Raw genomic sequence first — 15,903 nt, 5'->3', positions numbered from 1 at the left:
TAGATCACCTTAGTATTTTTCTTAATATAGTATTTCCTTCGGCACCAGGACCAAATACATCAGGGATCGTAGCAACGGGCACAAAGCCATTTTTACCGTAAAAAGCAATCACATCAAAATCTTCTGCATAGGTCAGCATAAGTAAACAGTAAGCTCCTCTACTCTTAACAACCTTTTCTACATGCTGAAGTAAAATACCTCCTATTCCTTTTCTACGATGTTCTTTACTTACTCCAATGTCTAAAACTTCAGCTCTTGCGCCAAGCGCGGGAATACCAATCGGTGCCTCCTCATGCAGAACGGCAACAATACCAAAAGCATCGCATTGTTCATTCTCATGATAGGCATAAAACAACGCCCCTCGCTGAAAATGTGATTGTATGCGACGTCTCAACCACTGCTCATGGTTACGATTGTTTCTATCCAGATGGATATGTTCAACCTCTGCTAAGAGATCCAAGTACGGCTCGATCTCATGTTCACGAATTAATTTTATAATAGACATTCAACAATTCTCCCTCAAAAACAAGTTATGTATCAGCAGTCTGAACTTAACATGTCCACTGCACAAATAACATGGAGAGTTTGATTATAATGTTGCAATACACATTTAAAAAGTCCTTCACGGAGTCTCACTTGCGTTATATCATAGACAATGACAAGTTAATTGGGCAGAATAAATATTATATAAATGCCTCACCTATAACGTAGTTGAAGGAGCTTACACTTATGACAGAATCATTTCAAGCCTTGGTTGTCGACAAAACAGATTCATCGTTCTCCGTCGCTGTTAATCCAGTTACCTTAGACGATTTACCCGCTGGAGAAGTCTTAATAAAGGTTGCATACTCCAGTGTGAACTATAAAGACGGATTAGCCAGTATCCCTAACGGGAAAATTGTAAGATCCTACCCTTTTATTCCAGGCATCGACTTATCCGGTATTGTGGTCTCTTCCACAGACGAGCGGTTTCATGAAGGACAGCAAGTTATCGCTACAGGGTATGGTATGGGTGTATCTCATTTTGGAGGATTTAGCGAATATACACGAATTCCTGCTGCTTGGATCACCCCAATTCCGGTAGGACTTACACTAAGAGAAGCTATGATTTATGGTACAGCTGGACTAACTGCAGCCTTGTCCATTCAAGCTCTGGAAGACAATGACTTAGCACCAGACAAAGGCAAAGTACTGGTAACGGGAGCGACAGGTGGTGTGGGTGGATCGGCTATCGCTATGCTTAGCACAAAAGGCTATAGCGTAGTGGCCAGCACTGGTAATAAAGAAGCTAACGAATATTTGAAAACTCTTGGCGCGGGAGAAGTCATTTCACGCGAAGATGTTACAGGCGGATCTAGCAAACCATTAGAGAAACAACTATGGCAAGGTGCCGTAGATTCCGTTGGCGGAAACTCACTTGCGTCGATTTTGAGTAAAATCTCCTACAGAGGTTCTGTTGCTGCAAGCGGCCTGACCGGTGGCACTTCTGTTCCAACTACTGTCCTTCCCTTTATTCTTCGGGGGGTTAACCTGCTCGGTATTGATTCCGTAGAGTGTCCTGCTGAGCTACGCGAAAAGGTGTGGGCCCGGATGGCGACTGATTTAAAGCCTGCACAGCTTGAGAACCTTGTAGATCGTGAAGTAACCTTAAATGAACTGCCACAAGCATTGGAAGATATTCTGCAAGGAAACACACGCGGCAGAGTGCTTGTCCGTTTATCTTAAACCCTAACAAGTAAACCTCCCGGGAGATTTAATCTCGGGAGGTTTTTGTAGTTACTCTTGATTATTTGAATATTGATAATTCGGCTGTTGTTGTACATAAGGCTGTTGGCGATAGTGCTGTTCATAGCCTTGAGTGTAGTATCCTTGCATTGGATAAGGCTGATACGTGAACGCTTGTGTAGCTTGGGGCATTTGTGAAGCTATAGGGATCGGTTGAGCTTGCATTTGAGCGTATGGTTGCATGTTTGGATGCATGTTCGGTTGCATGTTAGGTTTCATATTTGCATGCATATTCATACTTGGTGCCATATTTGGTTTCATATTCGGAGCCATATTTGGAGCCATATTACTTACTCCCTTTACTTTATCTTCCTCACAGCAGTCGGCAGGTGGGCCGATAAAGGTTCCAGGTTTAATAGGCGCTAAGGCTTCCTTTACTAAGGCTTCATTCAAACAGTAAGTATGAGCTAATACATTCGCAGGTGTTTTGCTCAGGATATCCGAGCCTAAGATGACCTCTGGAATAGGCGCATCAAAAATCGCAAGCAAATGTGTATTATCGACGGTTGCCACCTCATAATGCCACCAGCCTTGCGGCACGTTCGCCACTTGACCTGGACATATTGGGAAATGAAGAAGTTCATTTGTAAACGGATTGAGTATAGACACTACTGCTGACCCACAGATACAATAGACAAGCTCTGCCGCATTTTGATGATAATGAGGCTCTACCACATTCGATTTACTGAGGAAAATATCAAGGAGTGAAATATTCTCCAATGTGTTTAGTTGTTTAATCGACAGCATGTTAATGAAATTGTTGGCATCCTTTTTAAAGAGAGTATTAGTGTTCACATCGAAAGTAAATTGTGTATCAGGGGACGTATAATCCATGTATGAAGTCACTGTTTATTCCTACCCTTCTGTTCCCGTAAATTTTTGATTTCCTAGAACAACATATGCGTTAGCCTATGCCTAGGTGCCGGAGATTCAGTGACTCCAATAAAAATTCATCTTTCCCTGTTAAACGGGGCATCCTCTATAATGTTAAATTCTCACACTATACAGGAGGCAAAGTATGAAATCGATTCACACTAAAATAGTATTAGCGTTATGTATCTCTATCTTCACTATTATGGGGTTGCAGCCTTTGAATCAGCACTCCACGGTTGCGGCCGCTAACCACAAATCCTCTACCAAACAGACTCCATTAACCTTTGTTCTGATTCATGGGTCTTGGGCTACAGCAGGTTTTTGGGATGAAACAGCCGCCGAGCTTCGTAAGTTAGGGCATACCGTCTACACACCGGAATATGCGGGACATGGCGCGGATAAGAATAATAATGTAACACATGAGCAAATCACAAAGTCCGTTGTCGACTATATCAAACAAAAAGACTTGAAGGATTTTATTCTGCTTGGACATAGCTTTGGTGGATCAGTCATTCAAACAGTTTCCCAGCAAGTACCTGATCGGATCAAACGGATCGTGTTCTTTGATGCCTTCGCGCCGCTTGACGGGCAAAGTGTGGCAGATCAATTTCCTGCTGAGTCACTTAAATCCTTTGAACAGCTAAGAGACGCTTCCGGTAATAATACCATCACGCTCCCTTTCCCGCTTTTCCGGGATACCTTCGTCAACACTGCCAGTCTTGCAGAGGCACAAGCCTTTTATAAACAAGCTCCGCCTGAACCAGCTACTCCACTATTTGAAAAGCTGGATCTCAAGAAATTCTACAGTCTCCAAATCCCTAAAAGTTATCTTTATCTGACGGAAGACACGGCTATCCCACAAGGCCCATATGGGTTTCACCCGACTCAGTCCAGTCATTTGGGCGTTTTCCGCTTCATCGAAGGCAAAGGTGATCATATGACCACTGTCCGAACCGAGCCAAAAATGATGGCGGAATTGATGGTTAAGGCAGGTAGAGACTAGAGACATTATGGTGAGCAAATTAGCGAAGCTATCGGACTCAGATGCAGCTATTCACCCAAAACTGCTCCAATAATGCGGAATTGAAGGGGAATAAGAGCTATACGGTCCGCAATGTTCGAGTGAAGAGATACTTTTTGAGTTGGCCGTCAGCGTACGCTGATTTCTTATGATGAGACATGCGTGCAGTTGATCGCTAGTGCTACAAATCTTATAAAAAAGAGCAAGCGTAAGGGAATCTTCCCTACTACGCTTGCTCTTTTTACAATTCTCCGCATGACATTTAAGGATTCGGCTTCACTCCGGTAATCACCCAGCTATTATGATCTTTAACAAGTGAGATCGTCAGTAGCATGGATGGTTCTGGACCATTTGAGGTTGCGGTATCTATACGCATTTCTATGACCTCTGAATTTGGGTTAATTACTGTTTCTTTAGTAACCTCGTACTTTGTAATCCACGGACTGGATACGCCCGTTACCCAATTCAGTTCAACAAACTGCGGATACATAACCTTTTTGAGCTCCTTGGAAAAGATCGAATATTGAATTGACGCATTCCGGTGCTGCAAACCGAACCCGTAGAGCTCAGCAGCTTGAAATGCAGAAGGCAATATAATTCGTTTAGACTCCGGGGCTGGCAAAGGCATGGCTGAGAGCAGCTTTCCATTAGACTGGATCACCGTTCCGTTGTTATCAGGCGCACCTATCGCGATTCCCGGCAGAAGCAACAGCCCTGCGATTAGGGTGGCTGCCAATTTCTTTGTGCTAATTAGAATCACCTCATAGAAAGCTTTTTCACCTCATGTAAATTGAATTCTAATTATTCCCCGTCGTCGCTGATAATTATGTATGTTAGGACTACCTGTCTAGATTTTTCATAATATACCCCCCTGTGCAATAAACTGGTAATATAAAAAGAGAGGTTATTTTAATAACTAAACTTTAGAGGAGATGTCCCCATGAAAAAACACTTAAGGCTCTGTCTATCGGCAGGTCTGCTGCTCGCTCTAGCCATCGGTACCGTAAGTACAGCAAGTGCTGAATCCAAGGTGAAAACCTATAAAAACTGTACAGAGCTAAATAAAGTTTACAAAGGTGGCGTCGCCATTTCCAGCTCAACCAAGAACAAAGGTGGAAAAACGAAATATAAACCTTTTGTATCTAAGGCGCTCTATGAAGCCAACAAAAAAAGCGACCGTGACAAAGACGGAATCGCTTGTGAGAAATAAGATTTACCCCTGACTCCTGCTCCATCTATTGTCTAAGCCGTTGATCAGGCGTGAAAAAGAGTCGGTAGCTCAGTACACTTAGCAGTATACTTGTTATGGCCGCAGAGGCGGTGAATGAGAACACAATCAGAATTTGATAGCGAACAGCGATTACTGGATCAGCGCCTGCTATAATCATACCCGTCATCATGCCTGGAAGCTGAACAAGTCCTACAGTCTTCATTCCGTCGATGGTAGGGATCATGCTGAATTTCACAGATCTTTTTCTAACTTCATGGATCGCTTGTGGAACCGTTGCACCGAGTGACAGCAGGGTCTCGATTTCCCCTTTGCTCTGCTGTATTTCGTGCTTGATATGGTTAATGAACAAACCGGAGACAACCATAGCGCTACCAATGGTCATGCCACTAATGGGAATGATATATTGCGGAGTTGCTTCAATAATATGTAAGCCGAGTAGAATCCCCATCATTAGGAGCTCCATAGTAGCGATCGCAAGTCCAATTCTCCAAACTAATCCATGCAGCCCTTTGCCTCTTTTCGCTGCATTCCATGCGGCTACACTTATCATGAAGATTATAATCAAAACAACATAGATCATCTGATCGGTTTTAAAAATAAATTGCAGTACATATCCGACCGCAAGTAATTGAATCGCCGACCTTATCGTGCCTACAATAATATCTTTTTCTAGTCCGAGCTTTTGCCATACCGATACCAACATGGTCCCTAGCACAAACAGAAGCGTAAAACTCAGTGCAGTATAACTCATATGAATGACGCTCCTTCTAACGGCCGAATAAACCTTTTTGCCAAGTCTTCCGCAGATTCAGCAAAAAAAGATTCACTCAAGTGTTGTTCAAGCTTACCTTTCCCCATAAACCATGTGGTAGTACTTATTCGGCTAGCCTGCTTAAGGTCATGGGTCACCCAAATCATTGAAGTCCCTTCTTCTTTATGCCACTGTTCTAGTAAGTCCTCGACCCTTTGAGTACTGTCAATGTCAAGTGATGCAGTAATTTCATCGAGCAGTAGAACATTAGGCCGCAACAGCAATGACCGAATCAAAGAAATCCGCTGCTTTTCACCACCTGAGCAATCTGCTGCTTTTTTACTTAAATCCAATTGCTCCAGCCCTAGTTGTTCCAATAGCCGCTGTACTAATTTAAGGTCATAGGGTCTGTCATGCAGCTTGCTGACGGTTCTAAGGTTATCCTCCACATTGCCAGGCAACATAACCGCTTGTTGTGCCACAAACCCGATTTTCATTCTCCACAGCCTTGAATCCATATTTTTGAATGAAGAGCCCTTGACAAGCATATCCCCTTCATCTGGAGCATCCAGCAGAGCCATTATTCTAAGTAGTGTGCTTTTACCTTGACCCGAGGCACCAATCAGAGCAATTCGGTCCGATTCAGATATTTCAGCAGAGATGTCCGAGAATAGATATTTCGAAGCTTGTTCACTGCTTTTCCAGTTCAATTTTGCAAGTTTTTGAATTTCAAAAATACTGTTCAATGCCATGCCATACCTCCTATTGCCAAACGAAAAAATATCATACCATTTCGTATTATAGCATTTTAGCTGCATAAAAAAAGAGAAAGGCATCTCCCCCATGAGACACGCCTTTCCCTAATATTAATTAATTTATTGATTAAATCGAGCCGTAACGAACACTGCTGGGGAATTCCAATAGATCGTTACCTCATTCGTAGAATAACTAAGCTCATGATCTGCAAAGCACTGAGCAGCAGGTTTCCCTTGTAAATGCTCTACAACATATTCATCATGAAGCCCACGATCTGGCCCCCCAGATACAAGGCCCGGCACAGGATCAGTAACATGGTCACCAACAGATGGACGATGATGCGGATGCATCACTGGATGATCGCCAAATCCGGTAACATAACTGATATCCAGTACGTTACGCCCCATCAGATAGTGCAAATGATCTAGCGCACAGTCCGCAAAGCTCATATCGTCACTAAAATATTCAGCCACAACTAGCAGCATAGCATTGTTCATTACGAGCATGTTGCTTCCCCAAATATAGTCGTCCTCTTTTAAGGAGATCCTATAACCATCCCCACGACTCTGTTCCACTAACCGATCCGCTTCTGCTAGAAGTCCTTCTCTTAAGGAAGCATATAAAGCACGGTCTGACAGATCTTCACCATTTAACAGATAGGCAAGTGTGCCATAGCCCCCCATATCCGCCCAGCCTAGACTGTATTTTGGAAAAGATAATTCCACCAGCTGCATAACAGCATGATGGTATTCTTCTTTCCCCGTCGTACGATAGAGCTCCGCAGCTGCCCAATACCGCTCATCCTTGTCGTTCCCATCTCCATATTCCCCGGTGCTGATTTCTGGCGGATTTATAAACCCTGGTGCATCTGGATGTTGAACAAGCCATTCCCAAGCTAATGTTGCGGCATCCAGACATTTCTTCGCATAGGCTGAGTCAAAGGGCTCATATATCCGTGCTGCCATGGCCATGACTCCAGCAAAATCGCCAGTGGCGGTGGATGACACCGGTGAGAAATATAGATCTGCTGTATCAGCCTCTGGCATTACATCCAAGCCGGGAAAGCTCAGTGTAGTCAGTTTATGATACACTCCACCTGTTCTATAGTCTTGCATTTTGAACAACCAATCCAGCTCCACTTTGCATTCCAGCAGTACATCTGGAGTTATCCCCCTACTTTCAGGAATCGGGATAGCGCTTACAAAAGCAGAAGGATATAACTCATACGCTAGGAATAGATCAGCGATGGCCTTGGCTCCAGGTCCGCTGTATTTGCCATAATCACCTGCATCATGCCAGCCCCCAGAACAATCTAGCCTACGCTCCGTTTCACCATACACAATACCCTCTGCTGTATGACATGCCTTATGCTTCCATTCGCCAGCATACTCTTCAGTTAACTCAACCCCGCAACGATAATAATAAAAGGCCTTCAGCAAGCCCTGTTGAAGCTCGTGATAAGGTTTATCTGAAATAATAAATGATGCCGAAGCTATCCCCTCACCTTGCACAATCCGGTATCTGCCCACTGCATGAACCTCAGAAAAATCACCTGTATGTACAGTTACTCCGCTTGCCTCATCAAATCTGGGAGCACCTGTCTGCCCTTCAAATACAACATTTCCATGATCAACATCAACAACCTGAAAGTCATGTTCTGCACCAGTAAACACTGCAATCTTTTCTCCACCCACCGGATATCCGATTTGATTTACAGTGATGGTTCGGAGTCTACGCTCACTCATCTTCATTCTCCTTCATATCAATTTGATGAAGCCAATGATTACAAGTCTCTCTTTCAAGTTGAGAATACTCTATTCTAGTTGTACGTGGCAATGATAACTACAATAAAAAAACCTAGAGTTAACCAGAAACGGTAACTCTAGGTGATGTGATCAGCTTATTTGTCTCCAAGCAGCTTAATAAAGTTAGCCGGAAGTGTGAATTGCTGATTGTGAATCACTATACGGCGAAGCTCCTCAAAGGAACTAAGATCATCATCTTCATCGTCGTCTTTGATTTCTTTAATGTCCCGATGCAGTCGCTCCATTTGCAGATCAAGTGCATGAGCGGCATCCGCTGCATTTTTCAATTCACGCGTCATACTCTCTGGTACTGACTTATTATATTTATAGAAAATTTTATGTTCGAGACTTGCCCAGAAATCCATGGCAATGGTACGAATTTGTACCTCAACGCACACTAACTCCTGACGATCTGACATAAACACAGGTACCTGAATCAGCAAATGTAAACTTTGATATCCGTTAGGCTTGGGGTTCTTAATATAATCCTTCACTTCAAGAACCGTTAAGTCGTCCTGCTTCTGAAGCATTTCACTTACATGATAAATATCTGAGATAAAAGAGCAGGTAATTCGTAGACCTGCAATGTCTTTAATACAATTTCTCACAGAATCTAGAGATAAATCTCCATTTTTACGGAGCATTTTGTTCATAATACTCTCGGGAGACTTGATTCTCGATTTAGTATGTTCAATAGGACTGTAATCGTGAAGAGACTGAAACTCCTGTTTGAGGATCTCAATCTTCGTCTCCATCTCATCAAGTGCAAATTTATAAATCAACATAAATCGGGTGATCTCGTGCTTAAGCTTCTTAAATTGTTCGATTTGATTCTCGGGGGTCATTATCCATTTCTCCTCTTGTAGCTTTTCTCTATATTTATCATAGCCAATCCACTAGTGAAATTCAAATTCAGCAAATCCCATATTTCAAATGGGGTATTCACCTACCCATATTCTACCACAACAAATGATTAGCAGAAAAAGAGCTCCCTCTCGGCAGCCCATTCATCTGTTACAGTAACTGTTCTCTAGTTAAGCTGTTTCCACTTTTGTTCCAACGTTTGAGGGACATAGCTTTCTAGTTTTTTTAATAGTTCCGAGGGTTCTTGGTCTATATTTAACAAGCTAAGATGTGAAGCGTTAGAAAATCCCTCGTTAATGCTGTGTTGAATCAGATTCATCAGAGGATCAAAATAATTCCTGATATTTAAAACCCCTACCGGTTTCTTATGTATACCGATTTGTGACCAGCACAAAACCTCAAACAGCTCTTCATACGTCCCAAAACCGCCGGGTAAAGCAATAAAGCCATCTGCCAGCTCCCCCATTTTTGCTTTTCGTCCATGCATATCGTCCACTTCTATCAGCTGTGTTAATTCTCTATGTACCATCTCTCCATTAAACAATCCCCTAGGCATAACTCCGATCACCTCACCTCCACCGTTCAAGACAGCATTAGCGACTTCACCCATTAATCCAATTCTTGACCCCCCGTAAATTAAGCGATAATCGTTCATAGCCATATGGTTACCAAGTTCAACAGCTTTAGCTTTATATTCCTCATGCACCCCTAAATTCGACCCTGCAAAAACACAAATTGATTTCAAATCCTCATCTCCAAACTATATATTGATAATATCCGACATCTAATATACTATATGTTGGAGAATAAATCATATAAAAGATTAAGGAGTGCTACATAATATGGAGATCAATGAAGTGCAGAAATGGATTAAAAGTTATTATGGACAAAGAGGCTGGACCGATTATGGTCCTTTTATACGGGTTGGATTTCTTATGGAAGAGACCGGTGAGGTTGCACGGGCAGTACGCTCCTATGAAATCGGAAGAGATCGCCCAGATGAATCTACCCCTCCACCAGAGCAACTGAAACACGACTTGATTGAGGAAATTGGTGATGTGCTAGGAAATATAGCCTTGTTAGCCGATTTGTATGGTATCACTTTAGAAGAGGCATTTACTGCACATAAGGAAAAATTAGTTAAACGCTTTAATTCCTAAGGAGAAGTAGGAAAAGGGCTACAATCGGCATTTAAAAAAGGCTACCCCACGATCTTAGTGATCGAGTGGATAGCCTTCCCTTTATTTTCGTAACGAAAATATTTATTAAATAAATACTTCCTCAACGGTCAAATTTCGCTCCTTGGATAAATCCCTAAACGTAGATTCATCTACTTTCACTAACGGTTTAAAAATATCCAAAGGATTGTTCATAATAATCGTACCTTGCTCTCCGTTGCTAAGCTGAACACTTTTACCTACAAAGTTCGGCAGTAAATGTCCAATCAAAGCTTGTACCGCATTTCCATTCAGCTTTCCAAAGCCCAGCTCATGCACCTTGCGCAGAACAGTTATCAGCCCTTGTTTGGGTTGATTCACTCTTGCAGAGGTCATCCCAACATAGGCATTAGCAACAGCCACAATCAGTGTATACGGGTGCAGGTCCGCCTTACGAAGCATATTAGGATAACCGGTCCCATCCTCGAATTCATGATGCTGAAGCGCCACCAGAGCGGTCTTCTCGTCATTCATAGATTTAAGAATAATATCGTATCCATACGAAGTGTGACGCTTTAGTTCTTCAGTTTCTTCGGGGGTTAAGATCCCCGTCTTATTTAAGATAGAGGGGTCGATCTGACTTTTTCCTATGTCGTGTAAATACCCTGCCCGGCTAATCTCGTAGCGTTCTTCTTTGGTATAACCTAACCAAGTCGCTATGTAAAAGGATAGCAGTCCGACCTGTAATGAATGATTGTATGTACCAACGTCTTCCCGTTCAAGGAGCAGCAATAAGGAAACTACATCCTTATGTTCATCCATTTTTTCCAGCAAGGGCTGCAACGTAAGATCTACATCTGACTGCGTGAAACTGCCCTTGCTGAGTGCCTCTAGAAAAATAGATTCATAGTTTTGGATCGCTAGATCAAAGTTTCCATTTAGGCTTTGTTCCAGATTCGTTCCCTCATTATCCATCGCAATGCTGCGAGGTTCAATATCAACATAATCGATACGATGTCTCATCAGGAGGGTGATTTCTTCTTGGTAAACAATTGTCCCTTTTGGGAGCACGTGTAAACCAACACTATTAAAAGTGTCCAACATAAGACAATCGCCATGTTTGAGATCCGTGACATGAGCTTTCAAAATTCTGCACCCTTCCTATCAATAGGTATATTTTACCTTAAGGATAGCTAAATTATTCCAAAGTCACAATATGGTTAAAGTCTCATTAACACTCACAATTAGTTCAAAAGACCCCCGCTACATCACCTAAAAAGGAATACTAAAGTCCGCTATCACTTTTCCGATCAACTGATCCTTCGCTACAAAAGGAGTAGCCCAGAGATGAGCATCATTGCTTATATTCCGGTTATCTCCGAGAAAAAAGTAATGATCCGCCGGAACTGTAACGGGCCCAAAAGTATAGTCCATCCGCTCATTAAGATAGGGTTCATTGATCTCCGTTCCATTTCTGTAAAGCGCTCCATCTTTAATTTCAATGGTATCACCTGGCAACCCTATCAACCGCTTTACATATCTTTTATGCTCATCACCCGCTACCGGGGGCGTAAACACGACGATATCTCCATGATCGAGTGTCGTCATCCATAACATTTTTTCCACGATTAGACGGTCATTAATTTCAATTGTAGGAATCATAGAGCCAGTAGGAACCCTCATGGCTTCAGCAACATAAGTTCTTACAAACAAAGATAGGACCACTGCAATAGCAACACTTGGCAAATATTGTTTGATAAATTTCAACATAATTGCTCACCTCATATTCATTTTATAGACACTTTGATCGGTGCAGAAGCTTTTTACGCTCGTTCATATTCAGTTCATATTGTCGTCATGTAGGGTTCACCTTCATGGGGTAAGCTTCCTTTAGCAACTCATTAAGATAGCTAGAATAAACCGATTAGAACAGGAGAAGATGCAAGTGAAACCAGAAGAAGAGGTTATTAAAAAAAAGATGAATAAACCGCTTAAAATTATACTTATATCCTTAGGGGCTTTAGCTACTGCAATAGTACTTTTTCTAGTGACTGTTTTTGTAGCTAATATTTTCTTAAATAAATCGGACCAAGCTAAAATAAAACCCTATGGTCAGTCTGTAAGCGTCGATGGTAAAAAAATGAATGTTTTGATTCAAGGAAATGGCGAAGAGACAGTCGTGCTCTTACCTGGTTATGGAACGGTGGCACCGGGACTTGATTTTAAGCTGTTAATAGATGAACTATCCCCATTTTACAAAGTTGTCGCGATTGAGCCTTTCGGTTATGGATTAAGTGATAGAACTGAAAAAGAACGAACCACGGAAAATATTGTAAGTGAAATTCATGAAGCTGTAAAACAACTTAATATTGACCGTTATATTCTAATGGCACACTCTATTTCCGGTATGTACAGTTTGAATTATGTGAACAAATATCCAAACGAAGTGAGTGCATTTGTCGGGATTGATAACAGTATTGCAACGGAAGACAGAATAGATGTTAAAATACCAACAGGAAAATTAAAACTACTTAGATCATCGGGCTTGGGCAGATTGGTATTGAAATCTAGTGGAAATCCCTATGCTGGATTGCCGTTTGATGAAGAAACTAAAGAACAATTGAGATTGTTTACGCTTAGAAACACTTATAATTACACTCACTTAAATGAAATGGGACATATGGCTACTAATTATAAAGGGGCTCTAAATTCAACTTTTCCAAAAGATCTTCCTCTTTTGCTCTTTGTACAAGGGGATGATACTCTCTTAAAAGATTGGATATCATTGCATGAAGAGCAGGTCAAAAATTCCAAGCAAGGAAAATTGGTAAAACTTGATGCAGGTCATTATCTGCACCATACCAAATCAAAAGAAATCGCAGAAAATTTCAAGACATTTATGAAAGAAATAAAATAATATAGATTGTATCGCTCAGATTGTCTAAACCGCGTTTCACCTATTCTCCGTGCTGCTGCATCATGTGCAAGCTTCCTTGCATTTCATGCCGCAGCATTTTTTTCTTACTCATACTTCATTAATATTTACGTACCCACACTTCTAAAACCGCTCAATAATGCGATTCATTTCCCCATCCACATCGATCAATGTATTCTTAGGAATATGAATGACCAACAAACCGCCAAAGATCTGTTCACATTTCCCATCATTCTCTGTGATCCGTTGTTTAAAAGCAGAAATGGCTGTTGAATCAACAGCCTCTTTACTGAGGAGCCAAGCGTACCTTTTGAAATGAGATTTCTGTACCGTTTCCTGATAGTAATAGATCCCTAGTTCTTCTTTCACCCGTATAATATCACCCATTGTAACACTTGGATTAAAAATTGGAGTCTCTTCGATGCGGTATTTATCTTTACCCACTGGAGTAACATCAAGGATTTCAATTTCACGGCCTGCTGGATCGAAGCAAATATGTAGTCCCGACGAATCTAGCATCGACACACCTCAATTCTATTCAAAATCTGATCTTGATGATTCTAAATAACGCAAAACACAATAAATACATTAAGCTTGTAATCCCGAACAACCTGAAGATTCCCGGCGTTAAAAACATATATATACTGTATGGAAAACTCCAAATAAAGGCGAGAAGCATGAGAGGACTTCTATCTAAAGAGATACCTATCGCAAGTAATCCGGCAGGCAACACCAGCATTACCATACTTATTATAATACTGGATTGATTCGTAACCTCAGCATACGGATTAATGAATATAAATATAAACCATAAAAAAACGGTCATCAAACTGGATACATATCCAATAAGTTTAATGATTGTTAAGTTTATGGATTGCTCCATTCCATCACCTCAATTCTTTCGCAATCATTCTCTCCAGCCATTTCCACGGGAGCAGCGTTTTGCCTAAGATCAAGATCCGGGTGCCTTTGCCGATAGGATACCGAAGCCTTGGTGACTTCATTTCAGTAATTCGACCGATGAGATCTGCCACTTGCTTTGGATCAGGTGCAGTTTCAGCGGTATGCTTGGAATATCGTAGCACAGCATCCAGACGATCTCTATAAGGAGAATCCTCGGCTGGACGAATTTGTTCCATTCCTTTTCCCCAAATCGGAGTACGGAATGAGCCAGGTTCAATTAATACTACACGTATTCCATAAGGAGACATTTCATGACGCAGACTTTCACTGAATCCTTCTACTGCAAATTTGGAAGCTGCATATGGAGCATACCCCGGAAACCCGGACAACCCGCTTATACTCCCCACGTTAATAATCGTACCACTTTTCTGTTCTCGCATAACTGGCAGCACAGCCTTTGTCACCGCGACTAATCCGAAAAAATTCGTCTCCATTTGCTGGCGCCATTCCTCCATACGTAGCTCTTCTATGAAGCCACCTATAGCAAAGCCTGCATTATTTACCAAAACATCAATTCTTCCGAATGTTTCGTGTACTGAGGATATAGTCGCCTGTATAGACTCACTATCGGTAACATCCATAGTCATAAAATGAAGCTGCTTTAAGAGTCCTGCTTGCTCTGCCTGCTGCTCAAGCGCGCCTTTACGACTCAAATCGCGCATGGTTGCTACAACTTTGAATCCCTGTCCAGCCAGTTTCAAGGCTGTGAGCAGTCCAAATCCACTAGAGGTTCCGGTTATTAAGGCCACTCGATCATGCATTCGATCTAGATGTGAATTCATCTTTGACTCTCCTTATGTTTCATTATTCCAAAAAGCAAACAAATGTTCTTTTTCAGATTGACTATCCATTAATTTCAAGTTATAGTAAGTGTATCATTTATATTTCTGCGAGAGAAGCACCTCGCAAGATAGGCATTCATGCCTATCTTGGAGGTGCTTTTTTGCGCGCATAGACTAATTAAGGAGCTGAAATGAATGTTTATTCACAATTTTAGTTATTTAAAGCGGTTTGTCCAATTCATTCTAGTAGTAGCCCTCCTCAACATCAACCTAACATTAGCTTCAGCAGGTACAGATTGGGAGTCAGCCTTAGATGACATTAACGGTCTCCATGCTAATTATACCTCACTTCAAGTAGCCCTCAAGTCCTATAGCTCAAAAATTCAAATGTTACGTAAGCAGAATAATGAAACACTGAAATCTATTCATTCTGTCATAGAGTCAACAGATAAGGTTCTGCTGAGTCGTTTATCATCTGAAGCTACGTCAGCTCAGAAGAAACATGCTCCCCTGCTGGAACAATACAGCACTCTCAGTAAGCAGTCTACCGCAGCCAAGAAAGCTAAGGATTTTAAGACAGCCACTCTCCTGGATCTAAGACGCAATAAGCTCAAAGCTGCGGTAACACTCGCTCGCACTGAAATGAAGGCGAAGACAGACGCATTGGCAACTGCCCGCAAGCAAACCGCTGCCAAGATCAAGCCTGTCAAAGATGCTCTGGCCCCGATCACAGCTTTGAAGAAGCAAATCACCGCCGAGAACAAGAATATCGCTATAGCACAGAAAGTTCGTTCAGAAGCAGATAAACAATATAAATCGGCTGTAAAACAAGGGGATGCGATTACGGCAGCAATAAAAATGAAAGCATCCTTTGAGCAAATGAAACGAATTCATGACATGCATCAAAATATTTACAGCTGGGAGCAGAAGATCTCCCTAGCTCTACGATCTGCAGAGTCTAAGCTTCCATAATGATTCGC

17 protein-coding genes and 1 pseudogene are annotated in these 15,903 nt (G+C 41.9%); 6 read left to right on the top strand and 12 right to left on the bottom strand.

All coding sequences use genetic code 11. The features are described from left to right. Positions 1–4: 4 nt before the first annotated feature. Entirely contained in the window at positions 5–505 is a 501-nt protein-coding gene (locus CA598_RS01965; protein ID WP_094875140.1) for a GNAT family N-acetyltransferase, read from the bottom strand. A 224-nt stretch (positions 506–729) separates the two neighbouring features. Here CA598_RS01965 and CA598_RS01960 point away from each other — a divergent pair, with 224 nt between their 5' ends. Then, positions 730–1,725 carry an acrylyl-CoA reductase family protein gene (locus CA598_RS01960; protein ID WP_094875139.1) on the top strand — a complete coding sequence of 332 codons (996 nt, stop codon included), beginning with the start codon at positions 730–732 and terminating at the stop codon, positions 1,723–1,725. Between the two features lie 318 nt (positions 1,726–2,043). Here the strand turns inward: CA598_RS01960 and CA598_RS32835 are convergent. Continuing rightward, positions 2,044–2,631 (bottom strand): annotated as a pseudogene (locus tag CA598_RS32835) (cupin domain-containing protein); the annotation flags it as partial. A gap of 172 nt (positions 2,632–2,803) precedes the next feature. Here CA598_RS32835 and CA598_RS01950 point away from each other — a divergent pair. Further along, on the top strand, positions 2,804–3,661 hold the full coding sequence (locus CA598_RS01950; protein ID WP_094875137.1) for an alpha/beta hydrolase: 858 nt from the start codon (positions 2,804–2,806) through the stop codon (positions 3,659–3,661). Positions 3,662–3,941: 280 nt separating this feature from the next. Here the strand turns inward: CA598_RS01950 and CA598_RS01945 are convergent, their stop codons facing one another. Next, positions 3,942–4,439, bottom strand: a complete 498-nt coding sequence (locus CA598_RS01945) for a hypothetical protein (protein WP_094875136.1) — start codon at positions 4,437–4,439, stop codon at positions 3,942–3,944. Between the two features lie 180 nt (positions 4,440–4,619). On the opposite strand from CA598_RS01945, the gene CA598_RS01940 reads away from it, so the two are divergent. Continuing rightward, complete coding sequence (locus tag CA598_RS01940) at positions 4,620–4,889, top strand: excalibur calcium-binding domain-containing protein (protein WP_094870118.1); 270 nt, start codon at positions 4,620–4,622, stop codon at positions 4,887–4,889. A gap of 25 nt (positions 4,890–4,914) precedes the next feature. On the opposite strand, the gene CA598_RS01935 is transcribed toward CA598_RS01940, so the two are convergent. The 5 genes from CA598_RS01935 to CA598_RS01915 form a co-directional block, all read right to left on the bottom strand. Then, entirely contained in the window at positions 4,915–5,661 is a 747-nt protein-coding gene (locus CA598_RS01935; protein ID WP_094875135.1) for an ABC transporter permease, read from the bottom strand. Beyond that, positions 5,658–6,407, bottom strand: a complete 750-nt coding sequence (locus CA598_RS01930) for an ABC transporter ATP-binding protein (RefSeq protein WP_256990314.1) — start codon at positions 6,405–6,407, stop codon at positions 5,658–5,660. Before CA598_RS01930 ends, CA598_RS01935 begins: the two co-directional genes overlap by 4 nt. 129 nt (positions 6,408–6,536) lie before the next feature. Then, positions 6,537–8,162, bottom strand: coding sequence for a glycoside hydrolase family 9 protein (locus tag CA598_RS01925; RefSeq protein WP_094875133.1), 1,626 nt, complete (start codon positions 8,160–8,162; stop codon positions 6,537–6,539). A 155-nt stretch (positions 8,163–8,317) separates the two neighbouring features. After that, positions 8,318–9,067: a GTP pyrophosphokinase gene (locus tag CA598_RS01920; RefSeq protein ID WP_094875132.1), complete on the bottom strand. Its 750-nt coding sequence runs from the start codon at positions 9,065–9,067 to the stop codon at positions 8,318–8,320. A gap of 185 nt (positions 9,068–9,252) precedes the next feature. After that, positions 9,253–9,831, bottom strand: coding sequence for an LOG family protein (locus tag CA598_RS01915; protein WP_094875131.1), 579 nt, complete (start codon positions 9,829–9,831; stop codon positions 9,253–9,255). Between the two features lie 97 nt (positions 9,832–9,928). Here CA598_RS01915 and CA598_RS01910 point away from each other — a divergent pair, with 97 nt between their 5' ends. Then, positions 9,929–10,246, top strand: a complete 318-nt coding sequence (locus CA598_RS01910) for a MazG nucleotide pyrophosphohydrolase domain-containing protein (protein ID WP_094870124.1) — start codon at positions 9,929–9,931, stop codon at positions 10,244–10,246. A 105-nt stretch (positions 10,247–10,351) separates the two neighbouring features. Here the strand turns inward: CA598_RS01910 and CA598_RS01905 are convergent, their stop codons facing one another. Beyond that, positions 10,352–11,389 carry an HD-GYP domain-containing protein gene (locus tag CA598_RS01905; RefSeq protein WP_094870125.1) on the bottom strand — a complete coding sequence of 346 codons (1,038 nt, stop codon included), beginning with the start codon at positions 11,387–11,389 and terminating at the stop codon, positions 10,352–10,354. Between the two features lie 126 nt (positions 11,390–11,515). Next, positions 11,516–12,013, bottom strand: coding sequence for a signal peptidase I (gene lepB, locus CA598_RS01900; protein ID WP_094875130.1), 498 nt, complete (start codon positions 12,011–12,013; stop codon positions 11,516–11,518). A gap of 169 nt (positions 12,014–12,182) precedes the next feature. Between lepB and CA598_RS01895 the strand changes: the two genes are divergently transcribed. After that, positions 12,183–13,160, top strand: coding sequence for an alpha/beta hydrolase (locus tag CA598_RS01895; protein ID WP_094875129.1), 978 nt, complete (start codon positions 12,183–12,185; stop codon positions 13,158–13,160). Positions 13,161–13,301: 141 nt separating this feature from the next. Here the strand turns inward: CA598_RS01895 and CA598_RS01890 are convergent, their stop codons facing one another. Together CA598_RS01890 and CA598_RS01880 are read right to left on the bottom strand one after the other, a co-directional pair. Then, positions 13,302–13,697: a DUF4265 domain-containing protein gene (locus CA598_RS01890; RefSeq protein WP_094870128.1), complete on the bottom strand. Its 396-nt coding sequence runs from the start codon at positions 13,695–13,697 to the stop codon at positions 13,302–13,304. A 368-nt stretch (positions 13,698–14,065) separates the two neighbouring features. After that, positions 14,066–14,923 (bottom strand): SDR family oxidoreductase, encoded by an 858-nt coding sequence (locus CA598_RS01880; protein ID WP_094875127.1) that lies wholly within the window; start codon positions 14,921–14,923, stop codon positions 14,066–14,068. Between the two features lie 195 nt (positions 14,924–15,118). On the opposite strand from CA598_RS01880, the gene CA598_RS01875 reads away from it, so the two are divergent. After that, complete coding sequence (locus CA598_RS01875; RefSeq protein WP_094875126.1) at positions 15,119–15,895, top strand: hypothetical protein; 777 nt, start codon at positions 15,119–15,121, stop codon at positions 15,893–15,895. Positions 15,896–15,903 lie beyond the last annotated feature (8 nt).

Source organism: Paenibacillus sp. VTT E-133291, from assembly GCF_002264395.1.
Lineage (GTDB): Bacteria > Bacillota > Bacilli > Paenibacillales > Paenibacillaceae > Paenibacillus_AQ > Paenibacillus_AQ nitricinens.
Note: the sequence above shows the minus strand (reverse complement) of the source record. Positions and strands in the feature narration are given on the sequence as shown.

Bases quoted from the DNA above. Each gene is read 5' to 3' on its own strand.
- CA598_RS01940 (WP_094870118.1), top strand. From the start codon at position 4,620: ATGAAAAAACACTTAAGGCTCTGTCTATCGGCAGGTCTGCTGCTCGCT.
- CA598_RS01960 (WP_094875139.1), top strand. From the start codon at position 730: ATGACAGAATCATTTCAAGCCTTGGTTGTCGACAAAACAGATTCATCG.
- lepB (WP_094875130.1), bottom strand. From the start codon at position 12,013: ATGTTGAAATTTATCAAACAATATTTGCCAAGTGTTGCTATTGCAGTG.
- CA598_RS01875 (WP_094875126.1), top strand. From the start codon at position 15,119: ATGTTTATTCACAATTTTAGTTATTTAAAGCGGTTTGTCCAATTCATT.
- CA598_RS01895 (WP_094875129.1), top strand. From the start codon at position 12,183: ATGCAAGTGAAACCAGAAGAAGAGGTTATTAAAAAAAAGATGAATAAA.
- CA598_RS01965 (WP_094875140.1), bottom strand. From the start codon at position 505: ATGTCTATTATAAAATTAATTCGTGAACATGAGATCGAGCCGTACTTG.
- CA598_RS01920 (WP_094875132.1), bottom strand. From the start codon at position 9,067: ATGACCCCCGAGAATCAAATCGAACAATTTAAGAAGCTTAAGCACGAG.
- CA598_RS01950 (WP_094875137.1), top strand. From the start codon at position 2,804: ATGAAATCGATTCACACTAAAATAGTATTAGCGTTATGTATCTCTATC.
- CA598_RS01890 (WP_094870128.1), bottom strand. From the start codon at position 13,697: ATGCTAGATTCGTCGGGACTACATATTTGCTTCGATCCAGCAGGCCGT.
- CA598_RS01910 (WP_094870124.1), top strand. From the start codon at position 9,929: ATGGAGATCAATGAAGTGCAGAAATGGATTAAAAGTTATTATGGACAA.
- CA598_RS01880 (WP_094875127.1), bottom strand. From the start codon at position 14,923: ATGAATTCACATCTAGATCGAATGCATGATCGAGTGGCCTTAATAACC.
- CA598_RS01935 (WP_094875135.1), bottom strand. From the start codon at position 5,661: ATGAGTTATACTGCACTGAGTTTTACGCTTCTGTTTGTGCTAGGGACC.
- CA598_RS01925 (WP_094875133.1), bottom strand. From the start codon at position 8,162: ATGAGTGAGCGTAGACTCCGAACCATCACTGTAAATCAAATCGGATAT.